This is a genomic window from Sphingobium fuliginis (genome assembly GCF_015074805.1).
GTDB lineage: Bacteria > Pseudomonadota > Alphaproteobacteria > Sphingomonadales > Sphingomonadaceae > Sphingobium > Sphingobium fuliginis.
In genome coordinates this window covers 1741633-1761250 of record NZ_CP060035.1, presented here as the reverse complement: position 1 = coordinate 1761250, position 19618 = coordinate 1741633, and the positions used below count along the sequence as shown (strand labels likewise).

Genomic DNA, 19618 nt, shown 5'->3' with positions numbered 1-19618 from the left:
TAGCCGATAGTGAAGAAGCTCGCTCCGCTCGCACCCACCCCTAACCCCTCCCGCCTACGGGAGGGGAATATAAAAAGGGAGGACCGCCACCCCTGAAAGGGGCGGCGGTCCGGGGGAGAACTGCCTGCGTGCAGTCAGGCAGTCGGGGGGACGTTAAAATTTGTAGGTCAGACCCAGATAATAATCCCGGCCATAGCGCTGATAGTCGATCACCTGCCGCGGATCGTCATTCTGATAGGTGACGAAGGGCTGATCGGTCAGGTTCTTGCCCTGCAACAGGATCGAAAGCCCCTGAAGCGGCCCGGACTGGAACTCATATCCAATCTGTGCATCCAATATCCCTTCCGCCTTCGCCGTGCGGAAGGTCGGCGCCGCCGAAAGCCCCGCCACTTCGCCCAGGAAGGAGGAGCGGTAACGATAGCTCACCCGCGCCTGGAAACCGGCCTTCTCGAAATAGGCGGTGCCGCTGGCGACCCATTTCGACAGGCCGGGCAGGGTGACGCTTTCGGTCGGATTGCTGCCATATTCGACCTCGCTATGCGTATAGGACCCGCTGGCGAAGATGCCGAAGCCGTCGAGCGCCGGGCTGAACAGCTTGAACGGCAGCGACGCGGTCGCCTCGACGCCCATGATCGTGCCCTTGCCGGTATTGGCGGGCGACTTCACCAGCCCGATATAGCTTCCGTCGGCCAGAATGGCGTCGCGCTGATCGGCCGGCAATGTCGGCAGAACGGCGGAAAAGTCGTAAGCGATATTGTTGTTGGGATCGACGAAGTCGGTCAGGTTCTTGAAGAAGCCGGAGACCGATACATAACCGCCGCCCCGGAAATATTTCTCCAGCGACAGGTCGATATTGGTCGACTGATAAGGCCGCAGGAAGATGTTGCCGCCCTCTGACTTGAACGGACTGAACTGCGGATCGGACGACCCTATCCCGACATAGCTCAAATTATATTTGAACTCCTGGTTGATCCGCTCCTGGTCAAGACGCGGACGCACCATGGTCTGCGCCGCGCCCAGCTTCACGAAGAAGCTCGGCTCCAGTTCCACCGAAATCTGCGCGCTTGGCAGGACGTTGGTGTAGCTGTCCTTGCCCGACACCGGCAGTATCGTCACCACGCCGTTGGCGAAGTTGGAAATCGTGCCGGTCGATGCCTGCCGCGAATGGATCACCTGCACGCCGATCGCGCCCTTCAGCGGCTTGCCGCCCAGTTCCCCGTCCATGCTGAGCTTCGCATAGCCGGTGAACACGTCTTCCTTCACCACATTGTCGCGGACCAGCGAGCCGGGGCGGTTATCGTACACCGCATCCAGCACATTGTCGTACAGATAGAGCGGGTTCAGCGTCAGCATCGCCGGCACGCCCAGATAATCGAGCGAGACGTTCGATCCCAGCAGCGCTTCGTTCGGCACCGCCACCGATCCCGGCGTCCCGCCGGCGATGGTGCAGTCCGTGCCGCCCGGCGGACAGAGGAAATAGGATGTATAGGCGCTGGTCTTCTTGCGCCGGCTATAATTGCCGCCGATTTCCCATTGGGAGAAGAGACTGCCTGAAATGTCCCCGACCAGGTTCGCGCGGAACGACTTCATGTCGTCGATGAATTTCGGCCGGTTGAGGAAACCCGCCTGCACCACCGCGGTCGTGCCGTTATAGCCCCAGCCATTGGGATCGGTCAGGCTGATGATGCCGGTATCGGTATAGTCGAGCGTCGGGGCGATGTGGAACAATCCGTTCGACTGGCGTTCCACCCGCACGGTGTCCGGCACGCCGGAACGCAGATAGCCGGTGCCCGAATAGGTCTCCAGCAGGAAGTCGGTGCGCTTGGCCCGCGACCAGCTCGCATCGACATTGAGTTTCAGCGCATCGTTCAGGCGGATGTCATTGTTCCACCCCAGCGAGATCATGTCGGCCTTGCGCTTGTTATAGTCGTTGCGCTGCACGCCATAGACATTGCTGAAGGTCGCAGCGGTGACGAAGCCGTTTTCGACCGTCACGTCGCTGACGCCGACATCGGTGCCCCAGACCAGCGGGAATTCGATGCCGCGCAGCCGCTGTTCTTCCTCGAAATGCGACGCCAGCACGTCGAAGGTCGAATGGAAATCATCGCTGGGCTGCCATTCCAGCGTGCCCACCGCGCCATAGCGCTTCAGCAGGTTCGATTGCACATAGGGCTTGGCGCCGCCGATGATGAGCGTGCCGTCAGGAGCGGAAGGATAGCCCCAGGAATTGAACCGCTCGTTCTGGGAGGGCGTTTGCGAGGCGGAAAAGCCCAGCGACAGGCCCAGCGTGTCGTCCGCGAACTGGTCGATATAGGTGGCCGAAGCGCGGTAGCCGTAGCGCTTGCCGTCGGGATTGAGCTTGTCCATCCCGTTCATCTGCCCGCGCAGCGACACCGCCATCACGCGGTCCTTCTTGTCCAGCGGTCGCAGCATGCGCAGGTCGACCGAGCCGGAAATGCCCGCCGCGATCAGCGCCGCGTCCGCGCTCTTGTACACATTGACGTTCTGGAAGAATTCGGACGGATATTGGTCATATTCGACGCCGCGATTGTCGCCCACCGTCACCTGTTCGCGCCCGTTGAGCAGCGTGGTGGAGAAATCGGGACCAAGCCCACGGATCGACAGACGCTGGTCGCGCCCTTCCAGACGCTGCGCCGTCACGCCGGGCAGACGGGCGAGCGAGTCCGCGATGGACACGTCCGGCAGCTTGCCGACATCCTCCGCCGAGATCGAATCCACGATCAGCACAGAATCCCGCTTCAGCTTCGCGGCGGAGGCGAGCGATGCGCGGATGCCGGTGACGACGATGGCCTCTCCCTGCGGCTCGGCGGGGGCGGCGGTCTCAGCCGCGGTCTGAGCGGAGGCTGCCGCCGCGACCGACAGCGAAGCGCCGGCCAGAAGGGCCGCGCGCAGGATGGAATGATGGGACATGTGCATTTGTGGACCCTCCCCAAGACGCATTGCTTGTGTTTCTTGCCGTCACCGATAGCCGCGCCGCCCATGGTCTGCACAGAATCCCACATACGTATTCAGTATGATCGGCTATCTATTTGAAAAATCATGACTATCGTGAAATTCCATCCGTCCGGCAGCCAGTGGCGCGCCGCTTTCCTCTACGGTTTCGGGGAATTTCGCTGCATGGAAGACGCCTCTTGAAACTGCTGGCGCTGCTGGCATTTTCATCGTCGGCCGATGGATTTCCATGTCATATGGCCATGATGCGGATGGACGGGGGGAGGGCCAATGCACCCGATGCAGTTGTTCGAACTGGTGATCGTCATGCTGCTGGCGATCATCGTCCTGCATTATGCCGCGAACAGGCTGGGCCTGCCGCCCGCCGTCGCGCTGCTGGCGGGGGGCGCGCTGTTCGCTTTCCTGCCCGGCCTGCCGGTGATCTCGCTCGATCCGCAACTGGTGCTGGTGATCTTCCTGCCGCCGCTGCTGATGGACGGCGCCTGGTTCATCGCCCTGCGTCACTTGCGGCGGCATATGTTCGGCATATTAGCGCTGGCCCTGGGCGCGGTGGTCTTCACCACAGTCGTGGTCGCGGCGGTCGCGCACTGGCTGGTGCCCGGCCTCCCCTGGGCGGCATGCGCAGCCCTGGGCGCCATCGTCTCGCCGCCCGACGCCGTATCGGCCCGCGCGGTGTTGCAGCATGTCCACCTGCCCCGTCGCCTCTCCATCCTGCTGGAGGGGGAAAGCCTGTTCAACGACGCCACGGGGCTGGTGCTCTTTCGCTTCGCCATAGCCGCCGGCGTCACCGGCGCCTTCAGCATGGTCGACGCGTTGCAGAGCTTTGCCCTGCTGGCCGTGGGCGGGGCGCTGGTCGGGGCGGTCATCGGCGCGCTCTGGGTGCTGACGGTCAAGCGGCTCGACGACAAATATCTGATGATCGCCTCCTCCCTGCTGGCGCCATGGGCGTCCTATCTGCTGGCGGAATCCATCCATGCCTCCGGCGTGATCGCGACCGTCACCACCGGCCTTATCTGCGGCTGGTACCAGCATGTCGTCTTCCCCGCGATGGTGCGGATGAACGGCACGGCCTTCTGGGCGGTGATGATCTTCCTGATGGAGGCGTTCGTCTTCCTGTTGATCGGTTCGTCGCTGCGCGGCGTGATCGATCGCGTCGGCGGTTTCGGCGTCGTGCTGGACGAAATGGCGCTGCCGATATTGGCGATACTGGCCGCGCTCACCGCCGCACGCTTCATTTGGGTTTTCGGTTCCGACGCGGTGATCGCGGGGCTCAGGGCGACGGGTCTTTGCGGCTATCGCCCGCTGGGATTCCGGGCGGCGACCATATTGGGCTGGGCCGGGATGCGCGGCGTGGTGACGTTGGCGGTCGCGCTCAGCGTGCCGGCCGATTTCCCCGGACGCGACTTCATCCTGACGGCCGCCTTCGCGGTCATCATCGGCACCGTATTGCTGCAAGGGACGACCCTGGGCGCCGTGATCCGGCTGGTGAAGCTGGAGGAACCGGAAAGCGACCGTCCGCGCATGACGATGAGCGAGGCGGAAGCCGCCATGGCGCAGGCGCAGGTCCGCGTCGTGGAGGTGCACGCCTATGATGAGCAGGGCACGCTGCTCCACCCCCGGCTGCTGGAGCGCTATCAGCGCCATGCCGAACTTTCCGCCAATTATGCCGGGCAGGAGGCGCAGTTTTCGGAGACGCTCCACGCCCATTTCGACCTGGTGCTGAAGGCCATAGCCGCCGGGCGGGCGGAACTGCTGCGCCTCCACCGCACAGGAGAGATCGATGAACATACGTTGCAGGAACTGGAACGCGACCTCGATCTGGAGGAACTGAGCGCCCTGTCCGCCAAGGCATGACCGACCGACGTCACCCCAGGCGCCATGCCATCCCCGCCGCGCTGCGGCTGATCGAGGCGGCCGAGGCGCTGTTCGCGGAGCGGGGCATCGACGCCGTTTCGATGCGGGAGATCGCGGCCGCCGCCCGTTGCGGCGACACCAATGCGGTGACCTATTATTTCGGATCGAAGGAAGGGCTGCTCTCCGCCATCTTCGCGAGCCGTGCCGAGAAGATGGAGGGCGTGCGGGGCGGGATGCTGGACAGGCTGGAACGGCAGGGCAGGCTGGACGATCCGATGGCGCTGCTCGGCATATTGTTCCTGCCGCAGCTTCATCTGGCCGATGGCCGGGGACGCCATCCCTATGCGGCGTTCATGCTGCATTTCGCGACGCGCTACTGGTCGCTGAACGCCGGCCTGCTTGCACAGGTGCGGGACAAGGCGCCGAACCTGATGCGCCTGATGGGGCATTTGACGGCGCTGGCCGGGCATGTGCACCCGGACATCGCCCGCAATCGCATCCTGCTCTGCAACATGATGCTGCAATGCGTGCTGGTCCGCTGGGACCATGGCGAGCCGCAGGATCGCGCGGTGCCGTTGCAGGCGCATGTGCGCGACGTGATGCGAGCCGCCTGCGCCAGCCTGCTGGCCGGGCCGGAGGACAAGGGCGTGCCCGCCTCCGTGGAGGAATGGTTCGACGGCCTCGGCTGATACGGCCCTCCGGTTCCGGACGCGCCGATGAAGCCGAATCCCACCGTTGAAACCGCGCTCCCGCGAGCCGCTTGTCTCGTTCGGGCCCCTTTGCGGAGGCGCGGCGCCCGCCAGCTTATCTGATCGTCACCTCGACCCGGTCCAGCGGCCCGTTGAACCGGCTCGCCGCGCTGTCATAGGCCGCCGGGTCGACGGGGCTCACCAGGTCCATGCCGATGTCGAAGTCTTCCGTATGCGAAACCACCTGCGCGAAGGTCCGTTCGACCCGCCCTTGCGCCACCGCCTTGCCATCGACGGTCAGCGTGACGGTGGCGCCGCTGGTCGGGGCTGCCCTGTCCATCGCGAAGTCCAGCCCGACGACATGCGCGCCGGCCGCCAATGGCGCAGGCGCCACGATCCGCGTCATATGCGCGGGCGTCAGATTATAGGTGAAGGCAATCCTCCCCCGGTCGAAGAACAGGCTGTAGCCGCCGAAGCGTCCGCCCTGCGCGACGATGACGCCCTTGCCGCCCTCCGCCGCTATGCCGAGCTTCGCCGTGATCGCGAAGGATCGCCCGACCAGGGCCGGCGCGGCGCTTTCCGGAATATGGCTGACGGGCGCGCTGTAGACGAAGTTCGTCCGCCCCTCATTGGGGTCTGGCCTGCCCTTCTGCCCGCCCTCGCTGCCGTGGATGGGCAGGATGTTGGACAGCGCGGCCTCCGCCCAGAACGACTCCTTCAGCGCCTCCAGCTTCCGCGGATTGGCGGCGGCGAGGTCATGGGCCTCGCTGAAGTCGCTGCGGGTGTCGTAAAGCTGCCAGGTCCGTTGATCCAGCGGCACCGGCGGGGGCGGCGTCCGTTCCCAGGGGGTCGTCATGGGCGCGGTCGCGGCCACCCAGCCATCCTTGTAGATGCTGAGATTCTGCGCCATGGCCGACACCTGCACGGTGCGGCGGGAGGGCGCGTCCCTGGCCCTGAAGCTGTAGGCCATGCTGATCCCGGTGATCGGCTGTTGCGGTACGCCGTCCAGTATCTCCGGGGCTTTCACTCCCGCCGCCTCCAATATGGTGGGCATGATGTCGCTGACATGGTGGAACTGGCTGCGCAGGCCGCCGGCATCCTCGATATGCCCCGGCCAGGCGATCACCATGCCGTTGCGCGTGCCGCCGAAATGCGATCCATAGCGCTTGGCCCAGGGGAAGGGCGCGTTCATCGCCCAGCCCCAGCCGCCCGGCATCAGATTATAGGCGTCCTTCGTCCCGATCTCATCGATATGGGCGAGGGCGTAGGACGGTTCTTCCCTGACCCCGCTCAGCGCCGACTGCTCGAACAGCTTGCCGTCGAAGCTGCCTTCCGCGCTCGCGCCATTGTCGCCCTGGATGTAGATGATCAGCATATTGTCCAGTTCGCCATTGTCGCGCAGCTTCTGGATGACCCGCCCGATCTGTTCGTCGGCATAGGCGAGCGAAGCGGCATAGGCCTCCATATAGCGGGCATAGAGCCGCTTCCGGTCTGGCGTCAGACTGTCCCAGCGCGGCAGCGTGCCCGGATGCGGCGCATCGTCGGTGCCGGGCGGAATGACGCCCAGCTTCTTCTGCCGCGCCACGGTTTCGGCGCGCAGCACGTCCCAGCCCGCATCGAACCTGCCCCGGAATTTCTTCAGCCAGTCGGCGGGCGGCTGATTGGGCGCGTGGGCCGTGCCGGTGGCGTAATAGAGCAGGAAGGGCTTGTCGGGGGCGGCCGCATGCTGGCTGTCGATCCAGCCTATCGCATGATCGGCCAGATCGCGCTCCAGATGATAGCGGGGATCGGCGGGCGGTGTGACCGGATTGATATTCTCGACCAGATTGGGTTCCGCCATGCTGCTGTCGGCGCCCAGAAAGCCGTAGAAATATTCGAAGCCCAGACCGGTCGGCCAGCGGTCGAACGGCCCGGCCCGGCTCATTTCCCATTCCGGGGTCACATGCCCCTTGCCGATCATGGCGGTGTTATAGCCATTTTCCTTCAATATCTGCGCCATCGTCCCGGCGCTTTTGGGGATGACGCTGTTATAGCCGTCATAGCCCGTCGCCCAATTGGCGACATAGCCCATGCCCACCGCCTGCGGATTGCGCCCCGTCAGCAGCGAGGCGCGCGTGGGGGAGCAGATGGCGGTGGTGTTGAACTGATTGTAACGCAGCCCTGCCTTCGCCAGCGCGTCGAAGGTCGGCGTAGGCACCGGTCCGCCGAAGGTGCTGCTGGACCCGAAACCGACATCGTCGGTCATGATCAGCAGGATATTGGGCGCGCCCCTGGCGGCGCGCACCGGTTGAGGCCAGGCGGGCGGAGAGGATTCGGCGGGCGTGCGGCCATATACCTTTTGCGCGGGCGCGTCCTGCGCCGTGGCCGGCGCCATGGCGAGCGCCAGCAGGGGGAGGGCTGGCAGGCATTGCCGGACGAGCTTGGCGCGAAGGGAGGACATGGGCTCTCCTGCTGCAATATTATTATCCTATGGTGCAGATTTCATATTAACGCAGTTGATTGAAGTCAAGCCCGATCCGCATCCTCCCTCCTCTTGTCCCGCCGCCCTCGTCGCCCCATATTGTGATGAGGTTCATGCAGAACGAGGCGCGCCATGGAAAACCGGCTGCTCCAGATCGAGAAAGCGTGGGAACAGGCGCTGGGCGATATTTTCCAGCCTTATGTCGATCTGAAACGCGAACCGACCGCCAGCGCCATGGAGGCCTTTCGCACCGTGCTCGGATCGACCGATCATGACATCCGCCGCCACATCGCGCGAACGGCGGCGCGGCAGGGATCGACATTCCTCAGCCGCTATCTGGTCGAGGAAGACTGGCGGCGGCCCAGCCCCTGAAGCCACGGGCATCTCCACGCCCCGTTCGCCCTGAACCTGTCGAACGGCTTCACTTCTCTTCAAGAAAAGAGCGGGGTGGTATGCGACCCGCCGCCACCGCCCTATCGCGCCGCAACCACCTTCGGCTGCGGCAAAGGCGGCGCCCCCGTCCCCAAGGTCGCCAGATATTTGATCACCGCCGCCCGATCCTCCGGCTTGCGCAGCCCGGCAAAGCTCATCTTCGTTCCCGGCACCTCGCGCCCCGGAGAGGCGAGGAAAGCGAACAGCGACTCATAGCTCCAACTGCCCTTATGTCCCTGCATGGCGGGCGAATAGGCAAAGCCCGCATGGCTCGCCACCGGCCGCCCGACCACGCCCCACAGATTAGGCCCGATGCGGTTGGGTCCGCCCTGGGTGAAGTCGTGACAACTCATGCAAAGCTGCACCTTCTGCTTCCCCACCCCCGCATCCGCGCTGGCGAGCAGGGTGCCCAGATCGACCGGAGGAGCAGCCGCCGCCCCGCCGCCGCCCGTCCCGGGCATCGGCGCTTTCCCCCGCATGTCCCGATGATAGGCGATCACCCGGCTGCCTTCCCCCGCCTCGCTGAAACTGGCGGGCCAGTCGCGCTGGATCGACGCCATGTCGACGCGCGGCGGCATCTCGTCCATCGGCTTATAGGCCAGCTCCCCCGGCCGCACCCGCGTATAGAGCTTGTCGCTGAACCATCCCAGCCCCAGCGCCGTCACCGCCGCTCCCGCAACGCACAGTCCCACCGCCATCCCATGCATCCGGCCCATGGCTCACCCCCCTCCGCCCATGAAGATGGCGCGGGTCCAGAAGGCGTAATTCGCCTCGATCGTCATGATCCGCACCAGCACCAGCAGCACCAGCGGCGGCACCAATATCGCATAGATCAGCGACAGCCGCTCCCACGCCAGATGCATGAAGATGGACAGGATCAGCCCCGCCTTCAGCAACATGAAGGTCACGATCAGCACCCAGCGCACGATCCCCTGCACATGCATATAGTCGACCAGATAGGACATGGCGCTGAGCAGGAACAGCAGGCCCCAGACCTTCAGATACAGGCTGATCGGATGTTGCTGGCCCTTATGGGTCGCTGAAGGATCATGCTGCATGGAGCCCCTCACCAGAGATAGAAGAAGGCGAAGATGAACACCCAGACGAGATCGACGAAATGCCAGTACAGCCCGGCGATCTCGACCGCCGAATAATCGCCGGCCTTGTCATAATGTCCCCGCGCCACCTTGGACGCGATGATCAGCAGCAATATGACCCCGCAGGTCACATGCAGCCCGTGAAAGCCGGTGATCATGAAGAAGGTCGCGCCGAATTGCGGCGCGCCCATCGGATTATACCACGGCCGCACGCCCTCTTCGAAGATCAGCTTGCTCCATTCGAACGCCTGCATGCTAAGGAAGACAAGCCCGAACAAAGCGGTGAGCAGCATCAGCGCCGTCGTTTTCCGCCGGTCGCGCTGATAGCCGAAGTTGACGGCCATCGCCATGGTGCCGCTGGAACTGATCAGCGCGAAGGTCATGATCGCGATCAGGACGAGCGGTATATCCTGCCCGCCGATATTCAGGGCGAATACTTCCGCCGTATTGGGCCAGGGCAGTACAGCCGACGCCCGCATCGTCATGTAACCGGTCAGGAAGCAGGAAAAGATGAAGGTGTCGCTCAGCAGGAATATCCACATCATCGCCTTGCCCCAATGGGTATGGCGGAAGACTTCCTGATCGGCGGACCAGTCGGATGCGATCTCCCTCAACGTGGGAGCGATGACTTCTCTATCTGGGACAGCCTGAGCCATGGCGGAACATCCTCAAGTCGACAGCAGCAAAGCGGCCAGAACCAGCCAGACGATCAACAGAAAATGCCAGTAGAGCGCGCAGAGGGCGACATTGCGCATATTGGCCGCCGCCAGCGCCCGCCCGGCGGCAAACAGCCCCCCGATGATGTGCAGCCCATGCAGCGCCGTCAGCAGATAGAAAAAGGCATTGGCCGGATTGCTCGACAGCGTATAGCCCGCCCCCTGATAATGCCGCCAGAGCAACAATTGCCCAACAAGGAACAGCACCCCCATCGCCGATCCGGCAATTGCCGCGCGCGCGGCCCGTTCTCTCCGCGCCACTTCCCAGGCGACGCTGCTCGCCGCCAGCACCAGCGTATTGATCCACAGCAGCGGCGGATCGGGCATCGGCTTCCAGTCATGGACATGCTCCGCGCCCGCATGCAGCCCCATGCGCATCAGATAGGCCGCCAGCAGCAGCGAGAACATCACCATGGCCACGCCGAAATAGGCGACCATCCCCACCGCCCCCGCCGCCGGCCGATCCCGCTCCACCGGCTGCGGGCCCGGCTCCCAGCTCTTTTCGGTGAGGCGCGCGAGGATGGTCATGCCCGCTGTTCCGCTTGGGGTTCCGTCTGGGGAATGAAGTCCCGCGCCGCGCCCGGCACGCTATAATCATAGGCCCAGCGATAGACGACCGGCAGATGCGGCCCCCAATTGCCATGCGCCGGCGGCGTGTCGGGCGTCAGCCATTCCAGGCTGGCCGCGCCCCAGGGATTGGGATCGGCGCGAGGCCCCCGGAACAGGCTCCAGATCATGTTGAAGAAGAACAGCCCCTGCGCGGCGAACACGACCAGCGCCGCAATGCTGATCCACGCATTGGCGAGATGCACCGATTGCGGGATGAAGGCCGTCTCGCCCAGAGCGTAATAACGGCGCGGAACCCCCAGAATCCCCAGATAATGCATCGGCAGGAAGATCGCATAGACGCCCAGGAAAGTGATCCAGAAATGGAGCTTCCCCAAAGTTTCGTTCCACATCCTGCCGAATATCTTGGGATACCAGTGATAGATGGCGCCGAATATCACCAGAACCGGAGACACGCCCATCACCATATGGAAATGCGCGACGACAAAGAAAGTGTCGGACAACGGCACATCGACACTGACATTGCCCAGAAACAGCCCCGACAGCCCGCCGTGGATGAAGGTGAAGATGAAGGCGATGGCGAACAGCATCGGCACCCGCAAATGGATGTCGCCGCGCCACAGGGTCAGCAGCCAGTTATAGACCTTGATCGCCGTCGGAATGGCGATGATCAAAGTCGACGTGGCGAAGAAGAACCCGAAATAGGGATTCATGCCGCTCACATACATATGATGCGCCCATACCAGGAAGCTCAGCGCCCCGATGATCACGATCGCCCACACCATCATGCGATAACCGAAGATATTCCGCCGCGCATGGACGCTGATCAGGTCCGACACGATGCCGAAGGCGGGCAGGGCGACGATATAGACTTCGGGATGGCCGAAGAACCAGAAGAGATGCTGGAAGAGGAGGGGACTGCCGCCCTGCGTCGGGGTGATGGCCCCCATGGATTGCATCGTCGGCATGAAGAAGCTGGTGCCCGCCAGATGATCGAACAGCATCATGATCGCCGCGACGAACAAAGCCGGAAAGGCGAGCAGGCCCATCACGGACGCCGTGAAAATCCCCCACACCGACAGCGGCATCCGCATCAGCGTCATGCCCTTGGTCCGCGCCTGCAACACCGTGGTCACATAATTCAGCCCGCCCATGGTGAAGGCCGCGACGAAGATGGCGAGGCTGACCAGCATGGTCACGATGCCCCATTGATGCCCCGGCGTCCCCTCGCTGATCGCCTGCGGCGGATAGAGCGTCCACCCCGCCCCGCTCGGCCCGCCCGGCACGAAGAATCCCGCCACCAGCACAATCACCGACAGCAGATAGAACCAGAAGCTCAGCATGTTGACGAAGGGAAACACCATGTCCCGCGCCCCGATCATCAGCGGGATCAGATAATTGCCGAAGCCCCCGAGCAGCAGCGCCGTCAGCAGATAGACCACCATGATCATGCCGTGCATCGACACGAATTGCAGATAATTATCAGGCTGGATCGCCGGAAAAGCCCCCGGAAACCCAAGCTGCAACCGCATCAGCGCCGACAACACCAGCGCCACCAGCCCGATGGAAATGGCCGTCACGCTATATTGGACGGCGATGACCTTATGATCCTGGCTCCAGACATATTTGGTGACCCAGCTATGCGGATGATGCAGCGGGCGCAGGTCGTCGGCCAGGGTGGTAGCCATCAGCGAATGCTCCAGGAGGCAGGGACGATACAGGCATTGGCCTTGATCAGCAGGATCGACATGGCGGCCGGCGGCGCCTCCGCCAGAATCTGTCCGAAGCTGCTCTGCTGCGCCTGCCATTGCGCGAAGGCCTGGGGCGTCTCCACCACCACCTTGCCGCGCATCGCATGGTGGCCGGTGCCGCACAGTTCGACGCAGAGGATGTCGAACGTGCCCGTCTTGGTCGGGGTCAACCAGAAATAGGTGACGATGCCGGGTACAAGGTCCATCTTGGCCCGGAATTCAGGCACATAGAAGTCGTGCAGCACGTCCTTGGAGCGCAGCACGATCTTCACCGGCTTGCCGACCGGCAGATGAAGGTCGCCGCTTTCCACCAATATGTCATCCCGGCCGAACGGGTCGAGCGGATCGAGGCCCAGCCCATTGTCGGGGGTGATATATTTCACCCCCGCCGCGCCCAGCACGCCATCCGGACCGGGATAGCGGAAGGACCATTGCCATTGCTGGCCGACCGCCTCGATGACGGTGGCTTCTTTCGGCACCGAGACATATTTGCCCCAGGCCGCGAGCCCCGGCGCCAGCATGCCGGCGATGCCGATGGCGGTCCAGAATGTCAGCCGCCTTTCCAGCGAAGGGTTTTCCGGCTCATAATGGGCGCGATGGCCGGGGCGATGGCGATATTTGACCAGCGCCCAGGCAAGGAACAGGTTCAGCCCGACAAAGGCCGCCCCGCATATCCAGAGCGTCACGTCGAGCGCGGAATCGATCGATCCCCAATTGGAGGCGATGGGCGTGCGCCACCATGGACTGAACAGGTGAAAGGCGACCGAACCGACCACGAGCATGGCGATGGCTACCGCAACCGGCACAAGCCCTCTCCCACATTGGCAGGCGCTCGCAGCCTTTCAGTCCGGCATTTCGAGTCGCCTCGGTAACACCCGCCGCGACAACTTACAGAAAAAGCGCTGACGGGGGAAGCGTTTGGGAAATTGCGGGGTGCGAGCGTCGCCAGCGCCTTTTCCGGCTCGGGCCTTCACGGTCGATTGACAGCGCCTGCCATTGCGGCGAAAAGAACAAACAGGGAACGAATATATGGCTGAGTCGGTGAAGACCCTCGCCGCCCTCAGGCGGCATATCGCATTGCTGGAGGGCGTTCCAGCCTCCCAGCCCCATGCGCGGGTGGAAACCGGCTATGCGCCGCTCGACCTGGCGCTGGACGGCGGTCTGGCGCGGGGTCGGGTGCATGAATTCTTCGCCGCGACAGAGGAAGGGGGGGCGGGGGCTGGGCTGGCCCTGATCCTCGCGCGGCTGGCGGCGGGGGAGGCGCCCCTGCTCTGGCTGCGCACGATGGCGGCGGGCCGGGCGGGGGGCATGCCCTATGGCCCCGGACTGGCCGCATTGGGCATCGATCCCGCCCGGTTGCTGATCGGCGCGATGGCCGATGACGCCATGCTGCTGCGAGCGGCGGTCGACGCGCTGCGATGCCCCGCTTTGGGCGCACTGGTGGTGGAATTGCGCGGGCCGGCGCCCTTGCTCGACCTGACAGCCAGCCGGCGGCTGGCGCTGGCGGCGGAGTCGTCCGGCGTCACCGCTTTCCTGCTGCGGGTGGGCGGCGATCCGGTGCCTAGCGCGGCGGACACGCGCTGGCGCATTGCGGCGGCGCCCTCTCTGCCCGTGCCGGGAAACGGGCCGGGCAGAAGCGCCTTCGACCTTGGCCTGTTGCGACGGCGGGCGGGACGGGACGGGCTCGGCTGGCGGCTGGTCTGGGACAATGGCCGGGGCATGTTTGAAGGAAGTGGAGGTGGGCGCGATGAACGCCATGGCCTTGGACAGGATGGCAGCGGACGGGAGGGCGGAGGACGCGATGGGCAAGCGCCGCTATCTGGCGCTGTGGTTTCCGTTCCTGCCGATCGACCGGCTTCGGATCGCGCGGCCTGATCTCTGGGCGCAGGGCGAAGGTCCCGCAGCCGTCGTCGAACAGGTGCGCGGCGCGATGCGGCTGGCGACGCTCGACGCCGACGCTCTCGCGCTGGGCCTGACGCCGGGCATGACGCTGGCCGATGCGCGTGCGCGGGAACCGGACCTGCGCGTGTTCGATGCCGATCCCCATGGCGATCAGGACTGGCTGGAGCGGCTCTGCGACGGTTGTTCCCGCTACACGCCGGTTGCGGCGCTGGATTCACCCTTCGGTCTGATGCTCGACATTACCGGCTGCGCGCATCTTTGGGGCGGGGAGGGGATGCTGGCGCGCGAGGCGGCCGAACGGCTGGAGCGTCATGGCATGCGGGTGCGCCATGCCCTTGCCGGAACGGCGGAGGGTGCGCATGCGCTGTGCCGTTTTCCGGTGGGCGCGGCGGCGGACGAGGATGCGGCGCTGCGCCGCCTGCCGGTCGAGGCGTTGCGGCTGGAGGATGAAAGCGCGGTGGCGTTGCGCCGCGCGGGACTGCGGACCGTGGGCGATCTGGCGGCGCGGCCGGCGGCGGTTCTGGCGTCGCGCTTCGGTGAGGCGGCGGTGGACGCGCTGCACGCTTTGCTGGGATTGGGGAGGCGGCCTCTTGCACCCCGGCGGTCGCGTCCCGCGATCCGGATCGAGCGGCGTTTTGCCGAGCCGATGGGCAGCACCGCCTTTGCCCTCCGGACGCTGGAGGAGATGGCGGCCGAGGCGGGGGAGCGGCTCAGCGAACGCGGGCAAGGCGGTCGACGGTTCGAGGCGCTGTTCTTCCGCAGCGACGGCCTTGCCTTTCCCTTGCGGGTGGAAACCAGCCTGCCGGTGCGGGACGCGCCCGCTATCATGCGGCTGGTGCAGGAACGGATCGATGCGCTGTCCGATCCGCTCGATCCCGGTTTCGGCTTCGACATGCTGCGCCTCACCGTGCCGCAGGCGGAGCCGATGACGCCGACGCAACTGGCGCTGGAAGGAGGAGAGGCGCGTCGCGAGGAAAGCGTCGCGGCTCTGGTCGACCGGCTGTCGATTCGGGCAGGCCGGGCTCGCATCCAGCGGCTTCACCCGAAGGACAGCCATATCCCCGAACAGGCCCAGCTTGCCCTGCCCGCCGTGGAAAGCCGCGCCCCCATGAACTGGCCGCAAGAGGGGCAGGAGGGGGAGCCGCCCATGCGCCCGCTGCATCTGTTCGATCCGCCGCAGCCGATCGACGTGGTGGCCGAGGTGCCCGATGGTCCGCCCCATCGCTTCCGCTGGCGCAAGGCATTGCATGAAGTGACGCGCTATGAAGGCCCCGAACGCATCGCGCCCGAATGGTGGACGGCCAGGGACGGCGCGCTGGAGGGCGAGAGCGTGGGGCTGACCCGCGACTATTACCGGGTCGAGGATGCGCGCGGGCGGCGCTACTGGATATTCCGCAACGGGCTTTACGGCTCCGAAGCGGAACATCCCGGCTGGTACATCCATGGCCTGTTCGCATGAAGCGCCACGGCAAGGGTCCAGACCCGTCCAGGCCCAAATCCATCGACCGGCGTGAACTGAATGCGCTGGAGGCCGCGCGGGAAAAGGGGCGGCGCGGGTCGCGCGGCGAATCTCCGCCGATCGGGCCGGCAGAGGCGCCTCCCTTTGCCGAGCTGGTGGCGGCGACCAATTTCTCCTTCCTGCGCGGCGCATCCCATCCGCAGGACATGGTGGCGCGCGCCATCGCCCAGGGGCTTGTGGGCCTGGGCATAGCCGACCGCAATAGCGTCGCCGGGGTGGTCCGCGCCCATGTCGCGCGCAAGCGCTGGCCCGAACGGATGCGCGCTGCTTTGCTGGAGGCGCGCAAGGAAGCGGGGCAGCCGCTGGAACTCAGCGAAGAGGAGGAGCGCGCCTGCCGGACCGACCTGCGGCTGGTCGTCGGCGCAAGGCTGGTCTTCGTGGATGGAACGCCGGACATCGTCGCCTATCCCGCGACGCGGCGGGGTTGGGGCGAACTCACCAAATTGCTGACCGTCGGCAATCTCCGTTCGGTGAAGGGCGACTGTATCCTGCGCTATGAGGATCTGACCGCCTATCTGGACGATCTGCTGCTGATCGTGATGCCTGGCTCCACCGCCACCCAACAGACCGCGCATCGCAAGCCGGTGGACTATGATTATGACGACCGGCCCCCGAAGGAAGCGATCAGGCAGGGCCATCTCAGTCTTGTGCCGCCGCCGGCTCCGTCCGATCTGAAGGGATTGCTGGCGCGCTTGTCGCGTCTTGCGCCGCGCCGGGTCTGGCTGGCGGCGGCATTGGGGCGGGATGGGCGGGATGCGCGGCGGCTGGCGCAGTTCAAGGCCTTGTCCGTGGCGGCGGGCGTGCCTTTGCTGGCGACCATGGACGCGCTCTACGCCAGTCCGGCGCAGCGTCCCCTGCAGAATGTGCTGAGCTGCATTCGCGAAGGCACCGGCATCGCCAGGGCAGGGCGCCTGCTGGAGGCGAATGCGGAAAGGCATATCCATGACCCTGCCGAAATCGCCCATCTGTTCCGCGATTGCCCGGAGGCGGTGGCGGAAAGCGGACATTTGCTGAGCCGGGTGCATTTCACGCTCGACCAGCTTGCCTATGAATATCCCCATGAACCGGTGCCGGAAGGATGGACGGCGCAGCAATGGCTGGAGGAACTGACCTGGTCCGCCGCCCATGCCCGCTATGGCGCGCGTCTTCCCCTGAAGGCCCGCGAGACACTGGAAAAAGAATTCGAACTGATCGCCAAGCGCAACTATGCCTATTATTTCCTGACCGTGCATGACATCGTCGCCTTTGCCAGGACCAAGGGCATCCTTTGCCAGGGACGCGGATCGGCGGCGAACAGCATGGTCTGCTTCCTGTTGGGCGTGACATCCATCGATCCGCTCAAGCACGACCTGCTCTTTTCCCGCTTCGTATCCGAAGATCGCAACGAACCGCCCGACATCGACGTCGATTTCGAACATGAGCGGCGCGAGGAGGTGATGCAATATATCTACGAACGCTATGGCCGTCATCGCGCCGGGATCGCCGCGACCGTCATCCATTACCGTTCGCGCAGCGCCGTGCGGGAAGTGGCGAAGGCGCTGGGCCTTAGCGAGGATGTGTCGGCCCGCCTCTCCAGCACGGTGTGGGGCAGTTATTCGAGCGACATGAACGATGCGCGGATCGTGGAGGCGGGCTTCGCGCTCGACAATCCGCAGATCGCGCAGTTGAAGGCGATTGTCGACCAGTTGCTGTCAGAGCCCTTTCCGCGCCATCTTTCGCAGCATGTGGGGGGCTTTGTGCTGACGCAGAACCGGCTGGACGAGACGGTGCCGCTGCATCATGCGGCGATGGAGGATCGCAGCTTCATCGAATGGGACAAGGATGACATCGACGCGCTCGGCCTGATGAAGGTCGACGTGCTGGCGCTGGGGATGCTGAGCTGCATCCGCCGGGCGTTCGACCTGATGCGGGAACAGGGGCTGGGCGATCACCAGCTGACGGTCGATATGGAGGCGGCGGACGAAACCGTTTACGACATGCTGTGCAAGGGTGACAGCATCGGCGTTTTCCAGGTGGAAAGCCGGGCGCAGATCAACATGCTGCCCCGTCTGAAGCCACGCTCCATCTATGACCTGACCGTGCAGGTGGCGATCGTTCGTCCCGGGCCGATCGAGGGCAATATGGTCCATCCCTATCTGCGGCGGCGATGCGGGGATGAGAAGGTCGAATATCCCCGGCCGTCCCCCCATCATGGACCAGCCGATGAACTGGAGAAATTGCTGGGCGAGACTTATGGCGTGCCGCTGTTCCAGGAACAGGCGATGAAGCTTGCGATCACGGCGGCGGACTTCAAGCCGACGGAAGCGGATGCCCTGCGCCGCGCCATGGCGACCTTCCGCAATGTCGGCACGATCCATCATTTTCGCGAGAAGATGATCAGGGGCATGGTGAAGCGCGGCTATGAGGCGGAGTTTGCCGAACGCTGCTTCAAGCAGATCGAGGGTTTCGGCAGCTACGGTTTTCCCGAAAGCCATGCCCTGTCCTTCGCGCGGCTGGTCTATGTGTCGGCCTGGATCAAATGCCATCAGCCGGCGGTGTTCGCCTGCGCGCTCCTCAATTCGCAGCCCATGGGTTTCTACGCCCCGGCCCAGATCGTGCGCGATGCGCGGGAGCATGGCGTCACCGTGCATGATGTCGATGTGAATATGAGCGGGTGGGACAATGCGCTCGAACCGCTGCTGCGGTCGCGGGATGACGGTCGGGGCGAGGGGGCGGGGCGGGCCCTGGCGCTGCGCCTTGGACTGCGGCAGGTGGATGGTTTTCGCGAGGATTGGGCGAAGCAACTGGTCGCGGCGCGAAAGGAAGGGCTGTTTTCCACCATGGAGGATCTGGCGCGGCGGGCGGGATTGCCGGCGCGGGCCTTGCGGTTGCTGGCGGACGCCGATGCCTGCCGCTCGCTGGGGAAGGACCGGCGGGCTGCCCTGTGGGAAGCGCGACGGACGCCTTCGGATGAATTGCCGCTGTTCGCCGCCGCCAAGGCCCAGGAACTGGGGGAGGAGCCTGATGCGATGCTGCCTGCCATGGCTTTGTCCGAGCATGTCGAGGCCGATTATCTGGTGACGCGCCTGTCGCTCAAAGGGCATCCGATGCAATTCCTGCGCCCGATCTTCGAGGCGGAGGGCGTGCTGAGCTGCGCCCAGATTTCGGCGGCGAAGAACGGAGCCCTGGTGAAGACGGCCGGCGTGGTGCTGGTGCGGCAACGGCCGGGCAAGGGCAATGCGGTCTTCATCACCATCGAGGATGAGACGGGAATCACCAATATTCTTCTATGGGCGCGATTGTTCGAAATGCAGCGGCGTCCGGTCATGGCGTCGCGGCTGATGCTGGTCGAAGGGGAAGTGCAGCGCAGCAAGGAAGGCGTCGTCCACCTGATGGCTTCCCGCGTGCATGACAGGACCGCGGAATTGTCACGGCTTTCGCAAACGGATGTGCAGGAGTCTTCCCGCACGCGCCAGAGGCACGCTTCAGGACATCCGCGCAATGTGCGGATATTGCCGCAATCGCGGGATTTTCATTGAGACTGAAGGGTGGTTGAGCTTGTCGTTCCAGAGAGGAGAGAGGCGAGAAAATCTCAGTTATTTCAAAAATAAATAGAAATATTTCACAATATATTATAGTTTATCGGTATTATTTCGAATATAGATGCGAAAATAAATC

General features: G+C 64.5%; 14 protein-coding genes. 6 read left to right on the top strand and 8 right to left on the bottom strand.

The features are described 5' to 3' along the window. Positions 1-153 precede the first annotated feature (153 nt). Positions 154-2931, bottom strand: a complete 2778-nt coding sequence (locus H5V43_RS08365) for a TonB-dependent receptor (RefSeq protein WP_397586986.1) — start codon at positions 2929-2931, stop codon at positions 154-156. Positions 2932-3243: 312 nt separating this feature from the next. Between H5V43_RS08365 and H5V43_RS08360 the strand changes: the two genes are divergently transcribed. Both H5V43_RS08360 and H5V43_RS08355 read left to right on the top strand, forming a co-directional pair. Next, entirely contained in the window at positions 3244-4827 is a 1584-nt protein-coding gene (locus H5V43_RS08360; RefSeq protein ID WP_025547789.1) for a Na+/H+ antiporter, read from the top strand. Further along, positions 4824-5516, top strand: coding sequence for a TetR/AcrR family transcriptional regulator (locus H5V43_RS08355; protein WP_025547791.1), 693 nt, complete (start codon positions 4824-4826; stop codon positions 5514-5516). Before H5V43_RS08360 ends, H5V43_RS08355 begins: the two co-directional genes overlap by 4 nt. A gap of 115 nt (positions 5517-5631) precedes the next feature. Here H5V43_RS08355 and H5V43_RS08350 read toward each other — a convergent pair whose 3' ends face one another. After that, a complete protein-coding gene (locus H5V43_RS08350; protein ID WP_025547793.1) occupies positions 5632-7956 on the bottom strand; it encodes an arylsulfatase in 2325 nt (774 codons plus the stop codon). A gap of 153 nt (positions 7957-8109) precedes the next feature. Between H5V43_RS08350 and H5V43_RS08345 the strand changes: the two genes are divergently transcribed. Then, positions 8110-8349 (top strand): hypothetical protein, encoded by a 240-nt coding sequence (locus H5V43_RS08345; RefSeq protein ID WP_025547794.1) that lies wholly within the window; start codon positions 8110-8112, stop codon positions 8347-8349. A 101-nt stretch (positions 8350-8450) separates the two neighbouring features. Here H5V43_RS08345 and H5V43_RS08340 read toward each other — a convergent pair whose 3' ends face one another. Genes H5V43_RS08340 through H5V43_RS08315 form a run of 6 tightly spaced genes read right to left on the bottom strand, consistent with a single transcriptional unit; the run spans position 8451 to position 13346 of the window. After that, a complete protein-coding gene (locus H5V43_RS08340) occupies positions 8451-9125 on the bottom strand; it encodes a c-type cytochrome (RefSeq protein WP_025547796.1) in 675 nt (224 codons plus the stop codon). A gap of 3 nt (positions 9126-9128) precedes the next feature. Further along, entirely contained in the window at positions 9129-9467 is a 339-nt protein-coding gene (locus H5V43_RS08335; protein ID WP_025547798.1) for a cytochrome C oxidase subunit IV family protein, read from the bottom strand. 8 nt (positions 9468-9475) lie between these two features. Beyond that, a complete protein-coding gene (locus H5V43_RS08330) occupies positions 9476-10162 on the bottom strand; it encodes a heme-copper oxidase subunit III family protein (RefSeq protein WP_025547800.1) in 687 nt (228 codons plus the stop codon). A 12-nt stretch (positions 10163-10174) separates the two neighbouring features. Further along, positions 10175-10750, bottom strand: coding sequence for a cytochrome c oxidase subunit 3 (locus H5V43_RS08325; protein WP_193666639.1), 576 nt, complete (start codon positions 10748-10750; stop codon positions 10175-10177). Next, entirely contained in the window at positions 10747-12477 is a 1731-nt protein-coding gene (locus tag H5V43_RS08320) for a cytochrome c oxidase subunit I (RefSeq protein WP_099185657.1), read from the bottom strand. The genes H5V43_RS08325 and H5V43_RS08320 overlap by 4 nt, the downstream gene beginning before the upstream one ends. After that, entirely contained in the window at positions 12477-13346 is an 870-nt protein-coding gene (locus H5V43_RS08315; RefSeq protein WP_025551701.1) for a cytochrome c oxidase subunit II, read from the bottom strand. The genes H5V43_RS08320 and H5V43_RS08315 overlap by 1 nt, the downstream gene beginning before the upstream one ends. A gap of 223 nt (positions 13347-13569) precedes the next feature. On the opposite strand from H5V43_RS08315, the gene H5V43_RS08310 reads away from it, so the two are divergent. The 3 genes from H5V43_RS08310 to H5V43_RS08300 are packed head-to-tail and all read left to right on the top strand — an operon-like array spanning position 13570 to position 19479. Beyond that, a complete protein-coding gene (locus H5V43_RS08310; protein ID WP_025551703.1) occupies positions 13570-14415 on the top strand; it encodes an ImuA family protein in 846 nt (281 codons plus the stop codon). Further along, on the top strand, positions 14312-15901 hold the full coding sequence (locus tag H5V43_RS08305; protein ID WP_037484011.1) for a Y-family DNA polymerase: 1590 nt from the start codon (positions 14312-14314) through the stop codon (positions 15899-15901). Before H5V43_RS08310 ends, H5V43_RS08305 begins: the two co-directional genes overlap by 104 nt. Beyond that, positions 15898-19479 carry an error-prone DNA polymerase gene (locus tag H5V43_RS08300; protein WP_099185658.1) on the top strand — a complete coding sequence of 1194 codons (3582 nt, stop codon included), beginning with the start codon at positions 15898-15900 and terminating at the stop codon, positions 19477-19479. The genes H5V43_RS08305 and H5V43_RS08300 overlap by 4 nt, the downstream gene beginning before the upstream one ends. Positions 19480-19618: the final 139 nt, after the last annotated feature.